Annotated in this window: 16 protein-coding genes and 1 pseudogene; 12 read left to right on the plus strand and 5 right to left on the minus strand. The window is 65.6% G+C overall.

The window, feature by feature from the left end; all coding sequences use genetic code 11:
• Positions 1-4: 4 nt before the first annotated feature.
• Positions 5-2,419 carry a penicillin acylase family protein gene (locus tag JN531_RS08645; protein WP_228348467.1) on the minus strand — a complete coding sequence of 805 codons (2,415 nt, stop codon included), beginning with the start codon at positions 2,417-2,419 and terminating at the stop codon, positions 5-7.
• Between the two features lie 163 nt (positions 2,420-2,582).
• Positions 2,583-4,037 (minus strand): annotated as a pseudogene (locus JN531_RS08650) (aldehyde dehydrogenase family protein); the annotation flags it as partial.
• Positions 4,038-4,156: 119 nt separating this feature from the next.
• Here JN531_RS08650 and JN531_RS08655 point away from each other — a divergent pair.
• On the plus strand, positions 4,157-5,593 hold the full coding sequence (locus JN531_RS08655) for a WS/DGAT/MGAT family O-acyltransferase (RefSeq protein WP_228348469.1): 1,437 nt from the start codon (positions 4,157-4,159) through the stop codon (positions 5,591-5,593).
• Here JN531_RS08655 and JN531_RS08660 read toward each other — a convergent pair.
• Positions 5,576-6,625, minus strand: a complete 1,050-nt coding sequence (locus tag JN531_RS08660) for a ParM/StbA family protein (protein ID WP_228348470.1) — start codon at positions 6,623-6,625, stop codon at positions 5,576-5,578. The genes JN531_RS08655 and JN531_RS08660 overlap by 18 nt on opposite strands.
• Before the next feature lie 131 nt (positions 6,626-6,756).
• Here JN531_RS08660 and JN531_RS08665 point away from each other — a divergent pair, with 131 nt between their 5' ends.
• The 11 genes from JN531_RS08665 (at position 6,757) to JN531_RS08715 (ending at position 16,513) form a co-directional block, all read left to right on the plus strand.
• Positions 6,757-7,647 carry a haloalkane dehalogenase gene (locus JN531_RS08665; RefSeq protein ID WP_228348471.1) on the plus strand — a complete coding sequence of 297 codons (891 nt, stop codon included), beginning with the start codon at positions 6,757-6,759 and terminating at the stop codon, positions 7,645-7,647.
• Positions 7,648-7,697: 50 nt separating this feature from the next.
• Positions 7,698-8,519: a diaminopimelate epimerase gene (gene dapF, locus JN531_RS08670; RefSeq protein WP_366522372.1), complete on the plus strand. Its 822-nt coding sequence runs from the start codon at positions 7,698-7,700 to the stop codon at positions 8,517-8,519.
• Entirely contained in the window at positions 8,516-9,238 is a 723-nt protein-coding gene (locus JN531_RS08675) for a DUF484 family protein (RefSeq protein ID WP_228348472.1), read from the plus strand. The genes dapF and JN531_RS08675 overlap by 4 nt, the downstream gene beginning before the upstream one ends.
• A gap of 4 nt (positions 9,239-9,242) precedes the next feature.
• On the plus strand, positions 9,243-10,172 hold the full coding sequence (locus JN531_RS08680; protein ID WP_228348473.1) for a tyrosine recombinase XerC: 930 nt from the start codon (positions 9,243-9,245) through the stop codon (positions 10,170-10,172).
• Between the two features lie 71 nt (positions 10,173-10,243).
• A complete protein-coding gene (gene hslV, locus JN531_RS08685; protein ID WP_228348474.1) occupies positions 10,244-10,783 on the plus strand; it encodes an ATP-dependent protease subunit HslV in 540 nt (179 codons plus the stop codon).
• 26 nt (positions 10,784-10,809) lie between these two features.
• Entirely contained in the window at positions 10,810-12,135 is a 1,326-nt protein-coding gene (hslU, locus tag JN531_RS08690) for an ATP-dependent protease ATPase subunit HslU (protein ID WP_436233314.1), read from the plus strand.
• Positions 12,135-12,527, plus strand: coding sequence for a gamma-butyrobetaine hydroxylase family protein (locus JN531_RS08695; protein ID WP_228348476.1), 393 nt, complete (start codon positions 12,135-12,137; stop codon positions 12,525-12,527). Before hslU ends, JN531_RS08695 begins: the two co-directional genes overlap by 1 nt.
• Positions 12,528-12,586: 59 nt before the next feature.
• On the plus strand, positions 12,587-13,342 hold the full coding sequence (gene ubiE, locus JN531_RS08700) for a bifunctional demethylmenaquinone methyltransferase/2-methoxy-6-polyprenyl-1,4-benzoquinol methylase UbiE (RefSeq protein WP_228348477.1): 756 nt from the start codon (positions 12,587-12,589) through the stop codon (positions 13,340-13,342).
• Positions 13,339-13,956, plus strand: a complete 618-nt coding sequence (locus tag JN531_RS08705) for a ubiquinone biosynthesis accessory factor UbiJ (RefSeq protein WP_228348478.1) — start codon at positions 13,339-13,341, stop codon at positions 13,954-13,956. Before ubiE ends, JN531_RS08705 begins: the two co-directional genes overlap by 4 nt.
• Positions 13,953-15,554, plus strand: a complete 1,602-nt coding sequence (gene ubiB, locus JN531_RS08710) for a ubiquinone biosynthesis regulatory protein kinase UbiB (protein ID WP_228348479.1) — start codon at positions 13,953-13,955, stop codon at positions 15,552-15,554. Before JN531_RS08705 ends, ubiB begins: the two co-directional genes overlap by 4 nt.
• A 2-nt stretch (positions 15,555-15,556) precedes the next feature.
• Positions 15,557-16,513: a beta-ketoacyl-ACP synthase III gene (locus tag JN531_RS08715; RefSeq protein ID WP_228348480.1), complete on the plus strand. Its 957-nt coding sequence runs from the start codon at positions 15,557-15,559 to the stop codon at positions 16,511-16,513.
• A gap of 24 nt (positions 16,514-16,537) precedes the next feature.
• Here JN531_RS08715 and JN531_RS08720 read toward each other — a convergent pair whose 3' ends face one another.
• Both JN531_RS08720 and JN531_RS08725 read right to left on the minus strand, forming a co-directional pair.
• Positions 16,538-17,848 (minus strand): S41 family peptidase, encoded by a 1,311-nt coding sequence (locus JN531_RS08720; protein ID WP_228348481.1) that lies wholly within the window; start codon positions 17,846-17,848, stop codon positions 16,538-16,540.
• Positions 17,849-17,939: 91 nt separating this feature from the next.
• Complete coding sequence (locus JN531_RS08725) at positions 17,940-19,085, minus strand: murein hydrolase activator EnvC family protein (RefSeq protein ID WP_228348482.1); 1,146 nt, start codon at positions 19,083-19,085, stop codon at positions 17,940-17,942.
• Positions 19,086-19,098 lie beyond the last annotated feature (13 nt).

The raw sequence follows: 19,098 nt of genomic DNA on the forward strand, positions 1-19,098 counted from the left end.
GAGGCTAGGGCGTCGTCAGTGTCAGCCGCTCGACTGCAGCGGCGTCAATGGCCTCCGGCGTGAACGGGAACCGGTGCCAGGCCTTGTCCGAATAGGCGCGGGTGAAATCATCGAACCAGGGGCTGGCGGGATCGGTTGACTGGGAGTAGGTGATGAAGCCGTCGGTTTCCGGCAGCCAGCCCTCGCCAGCGCGGGTCCACCCCACCACCTGGATGTAGCTGTTGCCGAAGTCCACCGGGTAGCCGGCGCTGCTCAAGCGCGGACTGCTGGCAATGGTGAAGGCGCCGTCGGTGTTGCCGAGCCCACCGAACAGTTCGATGTTGCGGTCGGTCACTCCGGAGCGCTGGATATCCCCCATGCGGGCATCGAACGCGAAACCGGACTCGCTGACGCGCGTGGTGGCATCTGTCAGCGCTCGGCGAACGCCCACGCCACCGGCATTGATGTCGCGCGGCGTGTTGACGGGGTCCTCCAGCGAGAACGGCGTCTGCCAGAAGCCGAGCGTGCCGGAGGCATCACGCCAGAACTCGCGCCAGAGATGTCCGCCGCGGCTGTCTCGATTGTTGGTCATGTCCCAGCCGGCAAGGGCCGCGCAGGCCCTGGCAAGGTCATCGGCTGCGCCATCACAGGTGGTGGCCACGACGTCGTCGCGCGCCAGCTCGGCAGAGTAGATCGCGCTGTCGAGCACGCTGGCCTTGAGCTGCTCGCGGGTCCAGCGGTTGCCGGACTGCCCGTCGCTGCCATCGAGTCGGCGCAACTGTTTGAGAATGCCGAGACGGGTGCGCAGTGAGCGTTCGGCTTCCTCGTCGCCGATAATGCGGGCGAAGCCGGTCAGCGGCTCGTCCGGGTGGGTGAGCCAGTAGCTGTCGTTGAAGTTGCCCACCCAGTCCGCGCGTTCCAGCACGGGCAGGTTGCCGGCACCGAAGATCCCGGGGGCCGGGGCATCGGCATCCGTGAGCCACTCGCAGTCGGCGCGCGAGCCGTCGAGCAGCGGCAGCCCGGGGGCCGCCAGCGCCACCACCGGTGCCAGGACGCTGGTGGTGCAGCGGCTGACCAGGTCATCCGGCACGTTGGGCACGGTGGTGATATCGGCGTAGTAGGCATTGCCCTCCGGTCCCGTGGCCACGGTATTGACCCAGGGTACGGCAACCGTTTCGGCCTGGATCTGCTTGAACTCGGCCAGCGAACGCGCCTGGTTCCATCGGAAGAAGTGGTTGATCAAGCGCGTGTTCTCGGCATTGGCATCGCGCAGCGTGTAGGCCTTGAGCGGGGTCCAGGCCAGAATGTTGATGCCGGCCACCTCCAGCTTCATCATCGGCCCGAAGTGACTGCGGTAGAGGGTGCGCGACATCGAGCTGAGCCCGCCGTCGGGCTGCCGGATCTGGATGCTCAGCGGCACCGCCTCCATCTCGCGAATCTGCCCGTCGTACAGGTAGGCTGTCGGCCGGCCCGGGACCAGGGTCAGTTCGTAGAGGGTGAAGCGGTAGGCGGTGGAAACGGTATGACTCCAGGCCACATGTTCGTTGAAGCCGATCAACGACAGCGGCACGCCGTACAGTGCGGCACCCATCAGATTCAGCTTGCCGGGGATGGTCTGGTGCGTCAGATAGAGTCGCTCGGTGCCTTCCCAGGGGAAGTGCGGGTTGCCGAACAGCAGCGGGCTCTCCTCCGCCGAGCCCTGCGGTCCGATGGCGTACATGTTGGAGCCCAGCTTGCGATCCTGGAAGAATTCGAACGGACCCCGGTTCTTCGCCAGGGTCGACTCCAGCAACGGGATGTCGACCAGGTTCGGCACCACGCCCAGCAGCGGCGGGCGGGCGCTGCCAATGCCGCTGACGAACACCGACGAGGACGCCAGGACCGTCAGCCGCAGGTAGCGGCGAAGCATGTCGTCAAGGGTGATCGGCTGGGCCCACTCGGCCTGCGCACAGGCCGCATGCCGGCCTGGATGCTGTCCATCCTGCAGTTCGGCGAGGTAGCGGTTGAAGCCGCGCACGAAACCTTCGGTGCCAGCGCGCGGGTCGGGGTCGAGGGCATCGCGCAGCGGTGCGATGGCCTGCTCGCGTGCCACCAATTTCCAGAAAAAATCGCTATCGACGTTGTTGGCCACCGAATCGTTGGCAAAGATGGTGTGGGTGCCGTCCGGGCCAAAGTAGCGGGCGCGTTCCCCGCGCAAGGTGAGATATTCGTCGAGCAGCAGACAGAGGTTGTCCTGTGCCTGCACATAGCCGTTGCCGTACCCCAGGCTTTCGTAGTCGTCTGCCTTGATGTGCGGTACGCCGTAGGTGGTGCGGGTGATGCTGACGCGGATGTCGCCGCCCTCACCGTTCTGCCCCAGGTTGTCGATGGCGGTGGTGTCGCCGCCGCAGGCGCTGAGGATGGCCGCCAGCAGGCCGATGCCAACGAGTTGACGATACATGGTGCTCCTCCAGAGTGTGTTGCCGGGTCCGCTCGGGCGGACACTCGCGTTGTGGCGGTAGTGTGACATTTGTCGCGGGGCCATGCCCGATGCGGCGGTCGCGTCCCGCGCTGTCCACAAAAAAGGCCGGGCAGTGCCCGGCCTTTGCAATAACGCTGGTGGATCAGATCGAGGTCTTCATCACGATCTTTACCAGCTTGCGTGAGGTCTCGGTATACGGCGGGAAGAACATCCGCGCCATCATGAAGCGGGTGCGGACGATGGCCCGTTCGTGCGAGAAAGCCTTGAAGCCGAAATGGCCATGACCGGAGCCGATGCCGGAATTGTTGACGCCACCGAACGGCAGGTTCATGTGCAGGAAGTGCACCACCGCATGGTTGATGCAGGCGCCACCGGAACTGGTGTTCTCGATGACCTTGTCAATGTTCGCCTCGGTCTTGCTCCAGACGTACAGCGCCAGCGGTTTCTGGTCGGCGTTGATGCGGGCGATCACCTCGTCCAGCGAGCGGTAGCCGATGATCGGCAGCAGTGGCCCGAAAATCTCCTCGCTCATGATCTTGGCGTCATCGGGGATGCCATCCAGCAGGGTCGGGGCGACATAGCAGTCGTCGACGTCGACATCACCGCCACACAGGGTTCGGGCGCCACGTTCCACCGCATCATCGAGCAGGCTCTTGATGCGACCGGTATGCCGGCTGTTGACCACACGTGCGAGGAAGGGGCTGGCTTTCTGCGCTGCGGCATCGGCGCCGTAGGTGCTGTTGATCACCTCGACGCAGGCCTGGACGAACGCGTCCTTCACCGACTCGTGGACGTAGATGTGGTCGGGGGCAATGCAGGTCTGACCATTGTTGGTGTACTTGCCCCAGAGAATGGTGCGCGCGGCCAGTTTGAGGTCGGCACTGGAATCGACGATGGTCGGCGACTTGCCCCCCAGCTCAAGCGTGACGCTGGTCAGGTGCTTGGCGGCGGCAGCCATCACGATCTTGCCAACAGCCGGCGAGCCGGTGAAGAAGATGTGATCGAACGGCAGACTGAGCAGCTCGGTCGAGACTTCCACTTCGCCCTCGAAGACGGCGACTTCATCTTCCGGAAAGACCTCACGAACGATCTTGCTGATCACCGCGGCAGCGTGCGGCGTCATTTCCGAAGGCTTGATGATGGCCGTGTTGCCGGCAGCAATCGCCGAGACCAGGGGCCCCAGGCTCAGGTTCACCGGATAATTCCAGGGCGAGATGATCAGCGTCCGGCCCTTGGGCTCGTAGCGGACCCAGCTCTTGGTCCCCATCATCATCCGGGTCGGCCAAACGCCTTGGGGCTTCATCCACTTGCGGATGTGGCGGACGGCGTCATTGATTTCGGCAACGATCGGCATGATCTCGGTGAGATCGACCTCGATCGGCGGCTTCTTGAAGTCCTGGTATCCGGCTTCGTATAGGGCTTCGCTGTGCGCCTGAACCACCGCCTTGAGCCGTTTCAGGCGGGCGATCCGCTCGGCCGCGGTGGAGGTGCGCAGCCGCAGGGCGGTCTCACGCTGACGATCAAAAACCCGGCGGATATCCGACAGGTTGGCGGAACCCGCGTTCGGCAGGTACGAGACGGCGGTGTTCATGGCTGGCTCCTCGACTTCTAATCAAACGATTGTTCGAGTATAGGGCCATGACGGGCAGAAGCCCAAGCCCGGCGTCTCGAGGGCTACACTGTCGGGAAAATGTCCATTACATGAGGGGAGCGATCATGACCATGCTGAAGCCGCTGGACGCCGCGTGGCTGTACGTCGACACCACGGAGACACCGATGCACGTCGGGTGTCTGGCGATCTTCTCGTTGCCGGCGGACGCGCCCGAAGGCTTCATCAACACGCTGTTCGAACACCTTCGGGATACCCCGAGCTTCGCCGCGCCGTTCAACCAGCGATTGAAGAACCCTGGGCTCAAGGGGGTCCTGCCGACCTGGGAAACCGCCTACAAGATCGATCTCGATTACCACCTGCGGCATTCGGCGCTGCCGCGGCCGGGTGGCGAACGCGAGCTGGGGGTCCTGATCTCGCGGTTGCACTCGCACCCAATGGATTTCAACCGTCCGCTGTGGGAAGCCCACATCATCGAAGGGCTGGAGCACGGGCGCTTTGCGCTGTACATGAAGATGCATCACTCGCTGGTCGATGGCGTCGGCGGCATGCGCATGCTGCAGAAAATGATGGTGCCGGATCCCAAGGCCTCCGCGCTGCCGCCGCCGTGGGCGATCGGTCGTGGCCCGCGGACCCGCACCCCGACGCCGCGCGGACCGCTGATGCAGATGCTGAAACAGGCGGTACGACAGCAGTTCGAGACCGCGCCGCAGGTCGGCAAGGCGCTAGGACGATTGGTGACCGAGCACTTCAAGCGGGCCAATTCAGCCGAGGCATTGCCGTTCAGCGGCCCGGCGTCCATCCTCAACCGGCGGGTGTCGGGACAACGCCGCTTTGCCACCCAGTACTACCCGCTGGACCGGGTCAAGGCGGTCGCCAAGGCCGTCGGGGTGACCGTCAATGATGTCTTCCTCGGCCTCTGTGCGGGCGCCATGCGGCGCTACCTCGACGAGATTCAGGCCTTGCCCGAGCAGCCGCTGACGGCTGGGATACCGGTGTCGATTCGCCCGGCCGATGATGATGAAACCGGCAATGCCATCAGCTTCATCATCGCCAATCTCAATACCCATCTGGCCGACCCGCTCACCCGCCTGCACTCCATCCATCGCTCCACCGAGGTGGCCAAACAGCACCTGCAGCAGCTGCCGAAGGCGGGGCTGGAAAACTACACCGCCTTGTTCATGGCGCCGTTCATCCTGCAATTGCTGGCGGGTCTGGGCGGCAAGACGCGACCCATGTTCAACGTGACCATTTCCAACGTGCCGGGCCCCACCGAGCCGTTGTACTTCAATGGCGCGCGGCTGGAGCAGATGTACCCGGTGTCGCTGTTGTCACACGGTCAGGGGCTGAACATCACGGTGGTCAGCTACGCCGGCCAGTTCAATGTCGGTCTCACCGGCTGTCGCGACACCCTGCCGCACATGCAGCGCCTGGCGGTGTATATGGGCGAGGAGCTCGACACCCTCGAACAGCTGGCCGGGCTCAAGCGCAAGCCTGCGCGGCGTGCCACGACGCCCCGCCGCAAATCAGCCGCCGGGCGCTGACCCGGGGGTGGCCGATGGGGCGCTCTCGCCCCAAAGGTGCACGCCGTACTTGTAGTAGCCGGTGACATTGGTGAGCCGGGCGTCGCTGTCGGTCGGGACCGGCAGCACCTCGCCCTCCAGCTGGGCAGCGAGAAACGGCGCCAGCACCTGGCCGCCACCGCCGGTAATGACGATGGCGTCGATATCCCAGTCGTCAGCCCACTGGCGATTGACATCGGTGGCAATGCGCTGCGCCAGTTGCTGGAACGCCTGCTGTACCACCGGTTTGACGTCGTGGGTCTTGCCCTTGATCTTGATACTGCCGCGGCTGACCGCTTCGTACAGACGGAACAGCTCGACGGTGATGCCCGAGCGCTCCTGCAAATGCGCTGCCACCTGCGCGTAGGCGGTGGAGATGCCGGCATCGGTCGACAGACTGCCGCGTTCGGAATAGCGGGTGCGGTCGCTGATGGTGAAGTCGGCGGTTCGAAAGCCGACATCGACAATGCCGATCTTCTGGGAAACGAAGCGCTGTGAGGCCGCCTTGCCGAGGTCGTTCAACATCAGGTTGAAGAGGCTGCCGAAGGGTTGCGGGATCACCCGGACCTGATCGATGTAGACCTGCTTGTCCTCGCGCTTGCCATCGGCGTGGACCATGGTCAGCGCATGACGACCGCGGAGCAGTGCGGTAATGGCCTCACGGTAGCGGCGGAAAAAGCTGATCGGGAGCCCGGTCACCAGGCGGACCGGCTCGCCGTCCGGCACCATCGGCGCCAGTGCGGCCAGCGCCAGTTGCTTGGCGTACTTCGACAGGAACTGCTGGGGGTCCAGGGTGAAATGACGGCCCCGTGACTGGGTCTCCGCAAGATCCCCGACGAAGTAAGCTTCGTCGCCGACGATGAAATGCCGTGGCGGCGATTTCTGGCCGGCCACCAGCACGTCGGTGAACTGTGCTTCATTCGGCTCACCCAGAACCGACTTGAAGGTCTGGAACTGCCGCCCGTCCGTGGCCTTGGTGTAACCGAAGCCGATATCCGCCGCCAGCACTTTCACCCAGCTGCTCCTTGCCATCGTTCGCGAGAGTTGCGCCGGTTGTAGCATGGGCCCCTGAGCCGGTCAAAAGCCCGCAGGCTGCGCATAATGCGGGCTCCGCGAGTCAGAGGCCCCACGCCAGGAGAAGCGCCATGCGCGTTCTGAGAACCCCCGACGCCTGCTTCGAGGGCTTGCCGGATTTTCCGTTCGAGCCGCACTACGTCGATCTTGACGGACTGCGCATGCACTACGTCGACGAGGGCCCGGCGGCGGCGCCCGTGGTGCTGATGCTGCATGGCGAGCCGACCTGGAGCTACCTGTATCGCAAGATGATTCCGCGCTTCGCAGCAGCCGGCTACCGCGCCGTGGCGCCGGACCTGATCGGCTTCGGGCGCTCCGACAAGCTGCCCGATCTCGGTGACTACAGCTATCAGCGCCACGCCGACTGGCTGCGCGGCTTCCTCGCGCGACTCGACCTGCGGGATGTCACCCTGGTCTGCCAGGACTGGGGGTCGCTGCTGGGTCTGCGTATCGCGCCGCTGGAGGAATCGCGTTTCACGCGACTGGTGATTGCCAACGGTTTTCTTCCCACCGCCCAGCAGCCGGTGCCACTGGCATTCCGCCTGTGGCGGGCCTTCGCCCTGCACAGCCCGTGGTTTCCAGTGGGGCGGATCGTTCAGGCGGGTTGCCTGCGGCGGGTCGACCCCGCGGTGCGCGCCGCCTACGATGCGCCGTTTCCCAGCGTGGACTATCTGGCGGCTGCGCGCGCGTTTCCGCGGCTGGTGCCGACCACCCCTGCCGACCCCGCGGTGCCAGCCAATCGCGCCAGCTGGGACGCGCTGGCACGGTGGCACAAGCCCACGCTGACCCTGTTCGGGGCCGGGGACCTGATCATGCGCGGCGCCGACCGTCTGCTGCAGGCACAGATCCCCGGCGCGCGCGGGCAACCGCACGACATCCTTCGCGGCGCCGGCCATTTCATCCAGGAAGATGCCGGCGAATTGCTGGCGGATCGCATCCTGGCGTGGTTGCCCGCGATTTGACCGGACCCGCAATGGTGGGTTTTTGTCGGGACGGCCAATAGAATGGCCGGATGACGCTGCGATTCAGCAAGATGCACGGTGCCGGCAATGACTTCGTTGTCATCGACGCCACCCGCGCGCCGTTCGTGCCGGATGCCCGTCTGTTGCGGCGGCTGACCGACCGCCGCTATGGCGTCGGTTGCGATCAGGTGCTGGTGGTGGAGGCCCCCGGCCAGCCGGATGTCGACTTCGATTACCGCATCTTCAACGCCGATGGCTCCGAGGTGGGGCAGTGCGGCAACGGCGCGCGCTGTCTGGCTGTGTTTGTCCGGGCGCAGGGCCTGTCGACCAAGGATCATCTGCGGGTGCGGACCCAGACCCGGGTGCTGGAACTGGAGCACCTCTCCGATGGCCAGGTGCGGGCGAACCTCGGCGCGCCGATGTTCGCGCCCGAACAGGTCCCCATCGCCCTCGGCATGCCCTATGCAGTGGACCTGCCCGATTTCGGCGCCGTGGCATTCGATGCGCTGTCGATGGGCAACCCGCATGCGGTGATCCGGGTCGACGATGTCGATCAGGCGCCGGTCACCATATTGGGGCCGGCATTGCAGGCGCTGCCCGTGTTTCCGCAGTCGGTGAACGTCGGGTTTCTGCAGGTGACCGCGCCCGATGCCGGCCGCTTGCGGGTGTTCGAGCGTGGCGCCGGCGAGACGCTGGCCTGCGGCAGCGGTGCCTGTGCGGCTGCGGTCGCCGGGCAGCGCCGGGGCTGGTTCGGTCCGTCGGTGCAGTTGACCGTGCCCGGTGGCACCCTGCGCGTGGACTGGGCCGGTGGGGATGCACCGGTCTGGCTCACCGGACCGGTCGAAACCGTTTTTCAAGGAGAGTTGCTGTGAGTGAAGCGGGGAGCCCCAACGAGAACAACGATGCCGACGAGGTTGTGGCAGCGGCCGTCGACGAGGGCGCCGTGCTGGCCTTTCTGACCCGCCATCCGGACCTGTTGAGCCGGCATCCGGAGGTGCTGGAAACGCTGGAGTTGCGGCATCGCGCCGGCTCGGCCGTATCGTTGATGGAACGCCAGGTGGACCTGCTGCGCGCACGCAACGAAAGGCTGGAGTCGCGGCTGTCACGTCTGACTGATGCCGCCCGCGACAACGAAGGTCGGGCCGGCAACGTTCATCGGCTGGCACGCACCCTGATCCGCGCCCCCTCGCTGGCCGCGGTGGTGGCGGGCCTGCGCCAGGTGTTGCGTGAAGACTTTGATATCGACGAAGTGTTCATCGGCCTCAACAACGCGTACTACAAGCGCTCGGATATTGATGGGCTGACCCCCATCGAGGCCGAGGGCAAGGTCGCCAAGGCCTTCGAGAATTTCTTTCGCACCCGTCTGATCGAATGCGGACCGATCACCGAGGCCCGCGCCCGGCTGCTGTTCCCGCGGGCCGAGGAGACATTGCAGTCGGCGGCGGTGGTGCCGCTGGAGAAAGAGAAATATCTCGGCATGCTGGCGTTCGGTTCGCGCGACCCGGAACGCTTCCAGCCACGCCAGGGCAAGCTGTTCCTGGAGATGATCGCGGAGCTGGTGGCGGCGGCCGTGCGCGCCCGCCTGGGGTAGGCGGATGGAAGCCGCGACCTCGCCGTTCGGGCGCGCCGTGGCCGAGTACCTGGCGGTACTGACCGACGAGCGCCGGCTGTCACCGCACACCGTCGAGGCGACCCGGCGCGACCTTGCGGGGTTTGTCGACCACTGTGCCCGGGCGCAGACGCTCGAACCCGAGGCCGTCACCGTTCACCAGGTCCGGGCCTGGATGATGCGCTTGCACCGCGACGGTCACCAGCCGGTCAGCCTGCAGCGATACCTGTCGTCATTGCGGGGCTTCTATCGGCATCGGCTGCAGCGCGGTCTCGGCGATCGCAACCCGGCGGTCGGCGTGCGCGCGCCGCGACACCGGCGCAAGTTGCCGCAGGTCATCGATGCCGAGGTGTTGGGGCAGGCGCTGGACCAGCCAGCCGAGGGCACGCGCGCACTTCGCGACCTGGCCCTGGTCGAGCTGTTCTACAGCACCGGGTTGCGGCTGGCCGAGTTGCAGACCCTCGACGTGGCGGCGGTGGCCGACGGTCAGACCGAACTGCGGATTGTCGGCAAGGGCCGCAAGGAGCGGCTGGTCTGGCTCGGTCGCAAGGCGCGGTCGGCCTTGGACGCCTGGCTGCCACTGCGCCAGCAGTGGCTGCGCGGGCCGGAACCGGCGTTGTTCCTCAACCCGCGCGGTGGCCGGTTGTCGCGCACCGGGATCGCGCAGGCGCTGAAGGCCTGGGCGACACGCAGCGGCCTCGGCAGTCATCTGCACCCGCATCGCCTGCGGCATGCCTTCGCCACCCACCTGCTCGAAGATGCCGGTGACTTGCGGGCCGTCCAGGAACTGCTCGGTCATGCCAACCTCGCCACTACCCAGATCTACACCCAGGTCGACTTCCGCCGGCTGGCGGAGGTCTATGACCGTACGCACCCCCGGGCACGAAAGCGCCCGGCAGACGAGGGCGACGCTTGAAAGCCGGCGTGGCTGTCCCCACTCTGGAGGCATGAACGCACGCATCCCTCGGTGCCGGGGCACCTTTGATCATGAAGCAGTTTGACGGCACCACCATTCTCTGTGTCCGCAAGGACGGCAAGATCGCCATCGGCGGTGATGGTCAGGTCTCCATGGGCAATACCTGCATCAAGGGCAACGCGCGCAAGGTGCGCAGGCTCTATCACGACCAGGTCATCGCCGGGTTCGCCGGGGGGACGGCGGATGCCTTCACCCTGTTCGAACGGTTCGAGGCAAAGCTGGAACAGCATGGCGGGCAGCTCACCCGCGCTGCAGTGGAACTGGCCAAGGACTGGCGGACCGACCGTGCCCTGCGACGGCTGGAAGCCCTGTTGCTGGTGGCGGACCGCGAAACGGCCCTGATGATCACCGGCAACGGCGACGTCATGGAACCCGAGCCGCACGGGGTGATGGCGATCGGGTCGGGTGGCAGTTATGCGCAGGCAGCAGCGCGTGCGCTGGTCGAAGCCACCGATCTGGGCGCCCGCGAGATCGTCGAGAAGGCCATGCATATCGCGGCAGACATCTGCATTTACACCAATCACTCGCTGACCCTCGAGAGCTTCGAATGAGCGTCGACACCGGCACCGGTACCGTCATGACCCCCCGTGAGATCGTCGGCGAGCTCGACAAGCACATCATCGGCCAGGCCGACGCCAAGCGGGCGGTGGCGGTCGCCTTGCGCAACCGTTGGCGGCGGTCACGGGTGGAAGGGCCGATGCGCGCCGAGATTTCGCCCAAGAACATTCTCATGATCGGCCCCACCGGCGTCGGCAAGACCGAAATCGCCCGGCGCTTGGCGAAGCTTGCCAATGCACCCTTCATCAAGGTCGAGGCGACCAAGTTCACCGAAGTTGGTTATGTCGGCAAGGATGTCGATTCCATCATCCGCGACCTCGTCGACATCGCGATCAAGGACACGCGCGAGCAGGCGATGCGGGCCCAGCGCGCCGGTGCCGAGGCTGCGGCCGAAGAGCGAGTGCTGGATGTACTGCTCCCCCCACCGCAGGATTTCGGCGAGGCATCCAGTACGCGCCAGAGTGAAAGCAGTGCAGCTCGGCAGGTTTTCCGTAAGCAGCTTCGCGAAGGGCGGCTGGATGACAAGGAGATCGAGATCAAACTGAGCGGGCTCTCGCCCAACGTCCAGTTGATGGGGCCGCCGGGCATGGAGGACATGACGCAGCAGCTGCAGTCGATGTTCTCGAATCTGGGTGGCGGCAAACCGAAGACCAAGAAGATGAAGATCCGCGATGCCCTGCGCCAGCTGATCGACGAGGAAGCCGCCAAGCTGGTCGATGAGGAGGCCATCCGCAGCACCGCGATCCAGCGGGTGGAGGAGCATGGCATCGTGTTTCTCGATGAGATCGACAAGGTCTGCAAACGGGGCGAAGCCTACGGCGCCGACGTCTCGCGCGAAGGGGTGCAGCGGGACCTGCTGCCGCTGATCGAGGGCAGCACCATCACCACCAAGCACGGCTCGCTGAAGACCGATCACATCCTGTTCATCGCCAGTGGCGCCTTCCACCTGGCCAAGCCCTCGGACCTGGTCCCGGAGCTGCAGGGACGCCTGCCGATCCGGGTCGAGCTGGAAGCGCTGAAGACAGAAGATTTCGTCCGCATCCTCACCGAACCCGACTACGCCTTGACCGAGCAGTACAAGGCGCTGATGGCCACGGAGGGCTTGACCGTCAGTTTCACCGAGGATGGTGTTCGTCGCCTTGCCGAGATCGCCTGGCAGGTCAACGAGAGCACCGAGAACATCGGTGCCCGCCGCCTGCATACGGTGATGGAGCGCCTGATGGAGGCCCTGGCGTTCGAGGCGCCGGACCAGCAGCAGGATGCGGTCGTCATTGACGCTGATTACGTCAACCAGCGGCTGGCGGCTCTGGCGGACGATCAGGACCTGTCCCGCTACATCCTTTGATGCGCATCACCGGCCTGAAGGCCCGTCGTAGCCTGCGGGTGTTGGAGGTGACCTTTTCCGATGACCGTGTGGTGGCTTTGCCGTTCGAATTTCTGCGGGTGTACTCGCCGAGCGCTGAACTGTGGGGCCACGGTCGCAGCGAGCCCTTGCTGGTCGGTGGCCGGCGGGCGGTGGGGCTTGATCGCATCGAGCCGGTCGGTCATTACGCGGTGCGGCTGGTGTTCGACGATGGTCACGACAGTGGTTTGTTCAGCTGGGATGTGCTGGACCGCCTGGCTCGCGAGTACGAGACCCTATGGGCCCGCTACCTTGATCGGCTTGCAGCAGCCGGGATGTCGCGCGACCGCGATGTGATCACCCTGCGCGCCCTGCGTCCGGGCCCTGACGGATGATCGGGTGGTCGTCCCGGTGGGGCGGCTACAATGCGGCTTCGGTTCTATCCAGGGCGGTCATGGCAGGCGAACGCGACACCACCACCCATTTCGGGTTCCAGCAGGTGCCGGTGGGTGAAAAGCAGGGGCGTGTGGCCGGGGTGTTCACCTCCGTTGCCCGCAAGTACGACGTCATGAATGATCTGATGTCGCTGGGCATCCATCGCGTCTGGAAACGCTTCGTCATTGATCTTGCCGGCGTCCGCCGCGGTGAGCGGGTGCTCGATGTCGCCGGGGGCACCGGTGACCTCGCCCGCGCGTTCGCCCGGCAGACCGGCGAGTCCGGCCTGGTGGTGCTGTCCGACATCAATGCGGCGATGCTCGGTGAAGGGCGCTCGCGGCTGCTGGACGATGGATTGGTGCGGGTACCAGTGGCGCAGGCCAACGCCGAGTGTCTGCCGTTCGCCGAGGGCAGCTTCGACTGCATCACCATCGGTTTCGGGCTTCGCAATGTCACCGACAAGGATGCCGCGCTGCGCTCGATGACGCGCTGCCTGAAAGTCGGTGGCCGACTGATCGTGCTGGAGTTCTCCAAGCCCCTGCTGGCGCCGCTGTCGAAGGTGTACGACCAGTACTCATTCAAGATCCTGCCGTGGATGGGGCAACTGGTCGCCAATGATGCTGAGTCCTATCGCTATCTGGCCGAATCGATCCGCATGCACCCTGATCAGGACACCCTCAAGGGCATGATGGAAAATGCCGGACTGGCACGGGTTCAGGTCTACAACCTCACCGGCGGCATCGTCGCCGTCCACCGCGGGTATCGTCTCGAATGACACCGCCGCCGCTGGCGGCCGCGCTGGAGGTCGCCCTCAACCGTTACCTGCGTCTCGAACCGGCCGCGCTGGCCGAACTGGAGCGGCTGCGCGGCCGTCGCATCGGTCTCGAGATCACGCCCCTGCAGTGGCGGTTCGTCTTCGAATGTTTGCCGGGCACGGTGCGAGTGGGCGCCGACGAACGCACGCCCGATACCGATGCCGAGCTCAGCGGCAGCCTGGTCCAGCTGGGGCTGCGGGCCGCCGAAATGGCCCGTGGGCTACCGTTCTCGGCGCAAGGGTTGAGCGTGCGCGGTGACGCCGAATTGTTACGCCGCTTCGCTGCCATGGTGGGTGGCGTTGGCGTCGACATCGAGGAATGGTTGGCGCCCTGGCTGGGTGACGGCGCTGCCCACCGTGCCAGCCGAGTCCTGCAGGGCCTGTTGGGCTGGGGCCGGCGGACTGCGCAGACCCTGGGGACGAATACGGCGGAGTATCTGCGGGAAGAAACCTACGACCTCGCCCGTCGCCCGGATGTGGAGGACTGGATGGACCACGTGGATCTGCTGCGCGATGGCGTTGATCGTCTTGAGGCGCGGCTGCGTCGGCTGGAATCGACCGGAGCCGGACGATGAGTTCGATCAGCCGGCTCTGGCATATCCACGCAACCCTGCGGCGCTTCGGCCTGCGCGAGTTCTACGGTGGCAAGCCATCGCGTGACCCACGACCGCGCGGCGAACGCCTGCGCCTGGCGCTGGAGCACCTGGGTCCGGTGTTCATCAAGTTCGGCCAGGCACTGTCGACGCGCCCGGATATCGTGCCGCCGGACATCGCGCTGGAGCTCGCCAAGCTGCAGGACCGGGTACCGCCGTTCCCGTCGGAGCAGGCGCGCGCCATCGTCGAGCGCTCGCTGGGCAAGCCGGTGTCGGAGCTGTTTGCGGCCTTTGACGACACGCCGATTGCGGCCGCCTCGGTGGCCCAGGTCCACGGCGCCCGTTTGCATGGCGACGGCGGGTCGCCGGGGATCGAGGTGGTGGTGAAGATCATCCGTCCGGACATCGAGGCAGCCGTACGCAAGGACATCGCCCTCCTGTACACGCTGGCGACCTGGGCCGAGCGTCTGTCACCGCTAGCGCGACGGGTGCGGCCTCGGGCGGTGGTGGCCGAGTTCGAAACCATTCTGATTGACGAGCTGGACCTGATGCGGGAAGGCGCCAACTGCAGCCAGTTGCGCCGCAACTGGCTGGGGAGTCCACTGATCTACCATCCGGTGGTGTTCTGGGAGTTCACCCGCCCCGACGTGCTGGTGATGGAGCGCATCGGTGGCATCTCGATCCGCGAGCTGGACCGACTGCGGGCGCTCGGAGTGGACTTCCAGGTGTTGGCGGAACGCGGGGTCGAGATCTTCTTCAAGCAGACCTTCCGCGACAATTTCTTCCACGCCGACATGCACCCGGGCAACATCTTTGTCGATGCTGCAGATCCTGCTCATCCGAGTTATCTGGCGGTGGACTTCGGTATTGTCGGCACCCTGACGCCACAGGATCAGCGGTATCTCGCCGAGAACTTTCTCGCCTTCTTCAACCGCGACTACCGACGGATCGCCGAGCTGCATGTGGAAAGTGAATGGATCCCGGCGGAGACCCGGGTGGAGGCTTTCGAGGCGGCCATCCGCACCGTTTGCGAACCGATTTTCCAGCGTCCGTTGAAGGACATCTCCTTCGGCTTTTTCCTGCTGCGACTGTTCCAGATCGCCCGTCGCTTCAACTATCAAGTGCAACCGCAATTGGTGTTGCTGCAGAAGACCTTGCTACAGGTCGAAGGCCTCGGACGCCAGCTATACGACGAACTGGACCTGTGGAAGACCGCCAAGCCGATCATGGAAGAATGGATGCGGGTGCGACTGGGGCCGGCGGCGTTGATCGAAAAGGCGCGCTACCAGTTGCCGCTGCTGACGCAATCGTTGCCGCTGCTGGTCGAGCGCAGCCTGCGCAGTCTGGAGCGGGGTGAAGGCCTCGGTGGGGCGGCGGCCGTCCGTCAGCAGCAGGCCTTGTTGCTCGCCATCGACGGGAATGGCCGTCGTAATCGCTGGATGATCGCCGCCGGCAGTGCGCTGCTGGCGGCCTGTCTGCTGGCATCGCCGGTGGTGGAGGGTCGGCTGCCGGTGTGGCCGTTGCCTTTGCTGCTGTTGTTGTCCCTGGGCGCCGCCTGGCGCGCCCTGCGACGGAGTTGAGCATGATGTGGTCACGCGTGCTCGGTACGGGCAGCTACCTGCCGGTACGACAGGTGCACAATACGGAACTGGAGTCCCGCATCGAGACTTCCGATGCGTGGATATTCGCCCGGACCGGGATCCGCTCCCGGCATGTTGCCGCTGACGGGGAGGGCACCGTCGATCTTGCGGCCGTGGCGGCCGCGCGGGCGATCGAAGCCGCCGGCTTGCAGCCACAGGATATCGATCTGATCGTCTGTGCCACCACCACACCGGACATGGTGTTTCCGTCCACCGGCTGTCTGCTGCAAGCACGGCTGGGGACGCGCGGTGCGGCGTTCGACGTCCAGGCGGTCTGCACCGGCTTTTTGTACGCCCTGGCGGTGGCCGACAAATTTGTCGCCAGTGGCCAGGCCCGGCATGCACTGGTGGTCGGGGCAGAGGTCTTTTCGCGGCTGCTCGACTGGAGCGACCGGCGTACCTGCGTGCTGTTCGGCGATGGAGCCGGCGCGGTCGTGCTGGGCCGCAGTGAGCATCCCGGCATCCGCTCAACGCATCTGCATTCCGATGGCAGTCAGGCGCACATTCTGCAGGTGCCCGGCCACCTCACCGATGGCAAGATGCAGTCACACGCGGTGGTCCACATGGACGGACAGGCGGTATTCCGCTTTGCCGTGCGGGCATTGGAATCCGTCTGTCACGAGGTGCTCAAGGCCAACGGGCTTACCGGTGCCGACATCGACTGGCTGGTCCCGCATCAGGCCAATGAACGCATCATTCTGGCGACCGCGGACAAGCTCGGGCTGCCCCGCGAGCGGGTGGTGATTGCCTTGTCGCACCAGGGCAACACGTCGGCGGCCTCGGTGCCGCTGGCACTCGACGTTGCGGTGCGCGACGGCCGGATCCAGCGCGGACAGCGGGTGCTGTTGGAAGCCGTGGGTGGTGGCATGACCTGGGGTGCCGCGCTGATCGAGTGGTAGCGCGGCCCCCCGGGGCGCCTCAGGTCAGCGGCGGGATACGACCAGGCCCTTGAGCAGGTTCAGCGCCTCGTACAGGGCATAGTCGCGTTCGGCCAGGGCCTCTTCCTCGACAAATGCCGCATCGTCGGCCTTGCCGTTGTCCCCGTTCTCGTTCTTCAGGCTACCGCGCAGGTCGGCCTCGGTGATCGGGGTGAAGCCCTCATCCTGGTTCTCGGCCACCTTGAGCGGTCGGATGGTGACGTCGGGCTCGATGCCGTCCGCCTGGATGCTGCGGCCCGATGGGGTGTAGTAGCGCGCCGTGGTGAGCTTGATGGCCGAAGCGTCGGTCAGTGGCATGATGGTTTGGACCGAGCCCTTGCCGAAGCTCTTGGTGCCAACAATGATCGCGCGGCGCTGATCCTGGAGCGCACCGGCGACGATCTCCGAAGCGCTGGCGGATCCGGCGTTGATCATCACCACAATCGGTGCGCCCTCCAGAGCATCGCCCGGCTCGGCATTGAATTCGCGGCCGCTTTGCGGATCACGGCCACGGATCGACACCACAGGCCCCTTGTCGAGGAACGCATCGGAGACCTGTACCGCGGCATCCAGCACCCCGCCAGGGTTGTTGCGAAGATCGAGTACGAGCCCGGACAGACGGCCACCCTTGACCTCGCCTGCCAGCGTTTTCAGCGTGGAGTTGAGAGAGCGGCCGGTTTCGGTGGTGAAGCTGCTGATCCTGACGTAGCCCAGTTCGGGCGCCAGCAGGCGACCGCGGACACTGGTCACCTTGATGATGTCACGGGTCAACTCGATGTTGACCGGCTGCGGTACGTTTTCACGGGCGATCACCAGCTTGATCTGGGTGCCGGGCTCACCGCGCATCAGATCCACTGCTTCTGAAAGCTCCATGCCTTTCACCGGCTTGTCGTCGATCTTGACGATGAGATCCCCCGGTTGTACCCCGGCGCGGGCAGCGGGCGTATCGTCGATCGGTGACACCACGCGGACGAAGCCGTTGTACATCTGCACCTCGATCCCGAGACCGCCGAACTTGCCGCTGGTGGCAATACCCATGTCCTTGAACTCATCGGCATCGAGGAAAGCCGAGTGCGGATCGAGACCGGTGAGCATGCCGCGCACCGCATTCTCAAGCAGGGTTTTGTCGTCGACTTCCTCGACGTACTCGGTCTTCACCCGGTTGAGGATCTCGACGAAGGTCTGGAGATCCTGCAGCGGCAGTGTTTCTGTCCCCGCAGTGCCGCGATCAGCGAGCACACCATGGGTCAGTGAGAGCCCGGTACCGAGCAGGACACCCGCCGCCAGAGCGAGCGAGGTACGGGAGAGCAGGGACATGGAAGAAAGTCCGGTAGACGTTGAGGATGGGGCCAGAGCCCGGAAGCATTTGAAGATACCACAGGCATCCCGGCAGGCCCGGGCGCCCCGCTTATCGCGACAGCCAGGGCCTGGGGTCGATCGCATTCTTGCCCTTGCGAACCTCGAAGTAGACGCCGCTGTCCCGGTGTCCGCCGCTGGTGCCGGCACGGGCAATGCGGTCGCCGGCCTGTACCCACTGCCCGAGGCGGACATCGGCAGCGTCGGCGTGGCCATAGAGGGTGTAATAGCCGCCATCGTGTTCCAGGATCACCATCAGCCCGTAGCGGTGCATCCAGCCGACGTAGGCCACCCGGCCGCTGGCGGCGGCGCGCACCGTGCTGCCGCTGGTGGCGGCCAGCCATTGGCCTTTCCAGCGCAGGCCGGTTCCCCCCTTGGCCTGACCATATGCCGCCAGGACCTTGCCACGCACCGGCGGCACCAGCTTGCCGCGGGACTGGGCAAACGGCGTGTTCTTGCCGATGTTGATGGGGATGTCGGCGAGAATGTCGGTCAGCGACGCCAGCAGTTTCTGGACGGCCGCTTCGTCCCGTTGCAACTGTTTCAGCGCCTGCCCGCGGTCGCGGATACGGGCTTCGAGTGCGCGCACCGCTTCACGTCGCTCACCACGCCGCTGGTCCAGCCGTGCCACCGTGGAGGCCTGTTCGGTCCGTGAGGCTGCCAGCGCCTGACGGGCCGCATCGAGCCGGGCCTCGACCGTGCGCAGCCGCTCGATCTCATCGCGCAGGGCAGCGATGCGTTCAGCTCGCGCCGCGTTGAGGTAGCCGAAAAACGTCATTACCCTGGACAACTGGAGGGCGTCATCCTGGTTCAGAAGCAGCCGGGTCTGCGGACGATCCCCCATGACATGTGCAGCGCGTAGCTGGCGGGCCAGCGCTGTCTGTTGCGCCCGCACCGAGGCGGCTACCTGATGTTGCTCCTGTCGGCTGGCCTCCACAGACCGTGCCTGCTCCACCAACTGTCGATCCAGTGACTTGAGCCGTGCCGTGGCTTCGGCAATGGCCTGCTCGGCGGCCTGCAGATCGTGCTGCAGGCGATCCTGTTTGCGGCGGTCGTCGCGGATCTCGCTGCCAACGGACTCGATTCGCGCCTGAACCGTGGCCAGCTCGCGCTCGGCCTCAGCGATCTTGCGGGCATCCTGGGCAAGGGCGGCGCCGGCCACGAGCAGGCAGAGGGTCAGGGCCAAAGGACGGATCATGCGATAATCATAT

Source organism: Flagellatimonas centrodinii, assembly GCF_016918765.2.
Classification (GTDB): Bacteria; Pseudomonadota; Gammaproteobacteria; order Nevskiales; family Nevskiaceae; genus Polycyclovorans; species Polycyclovorans centrodinii.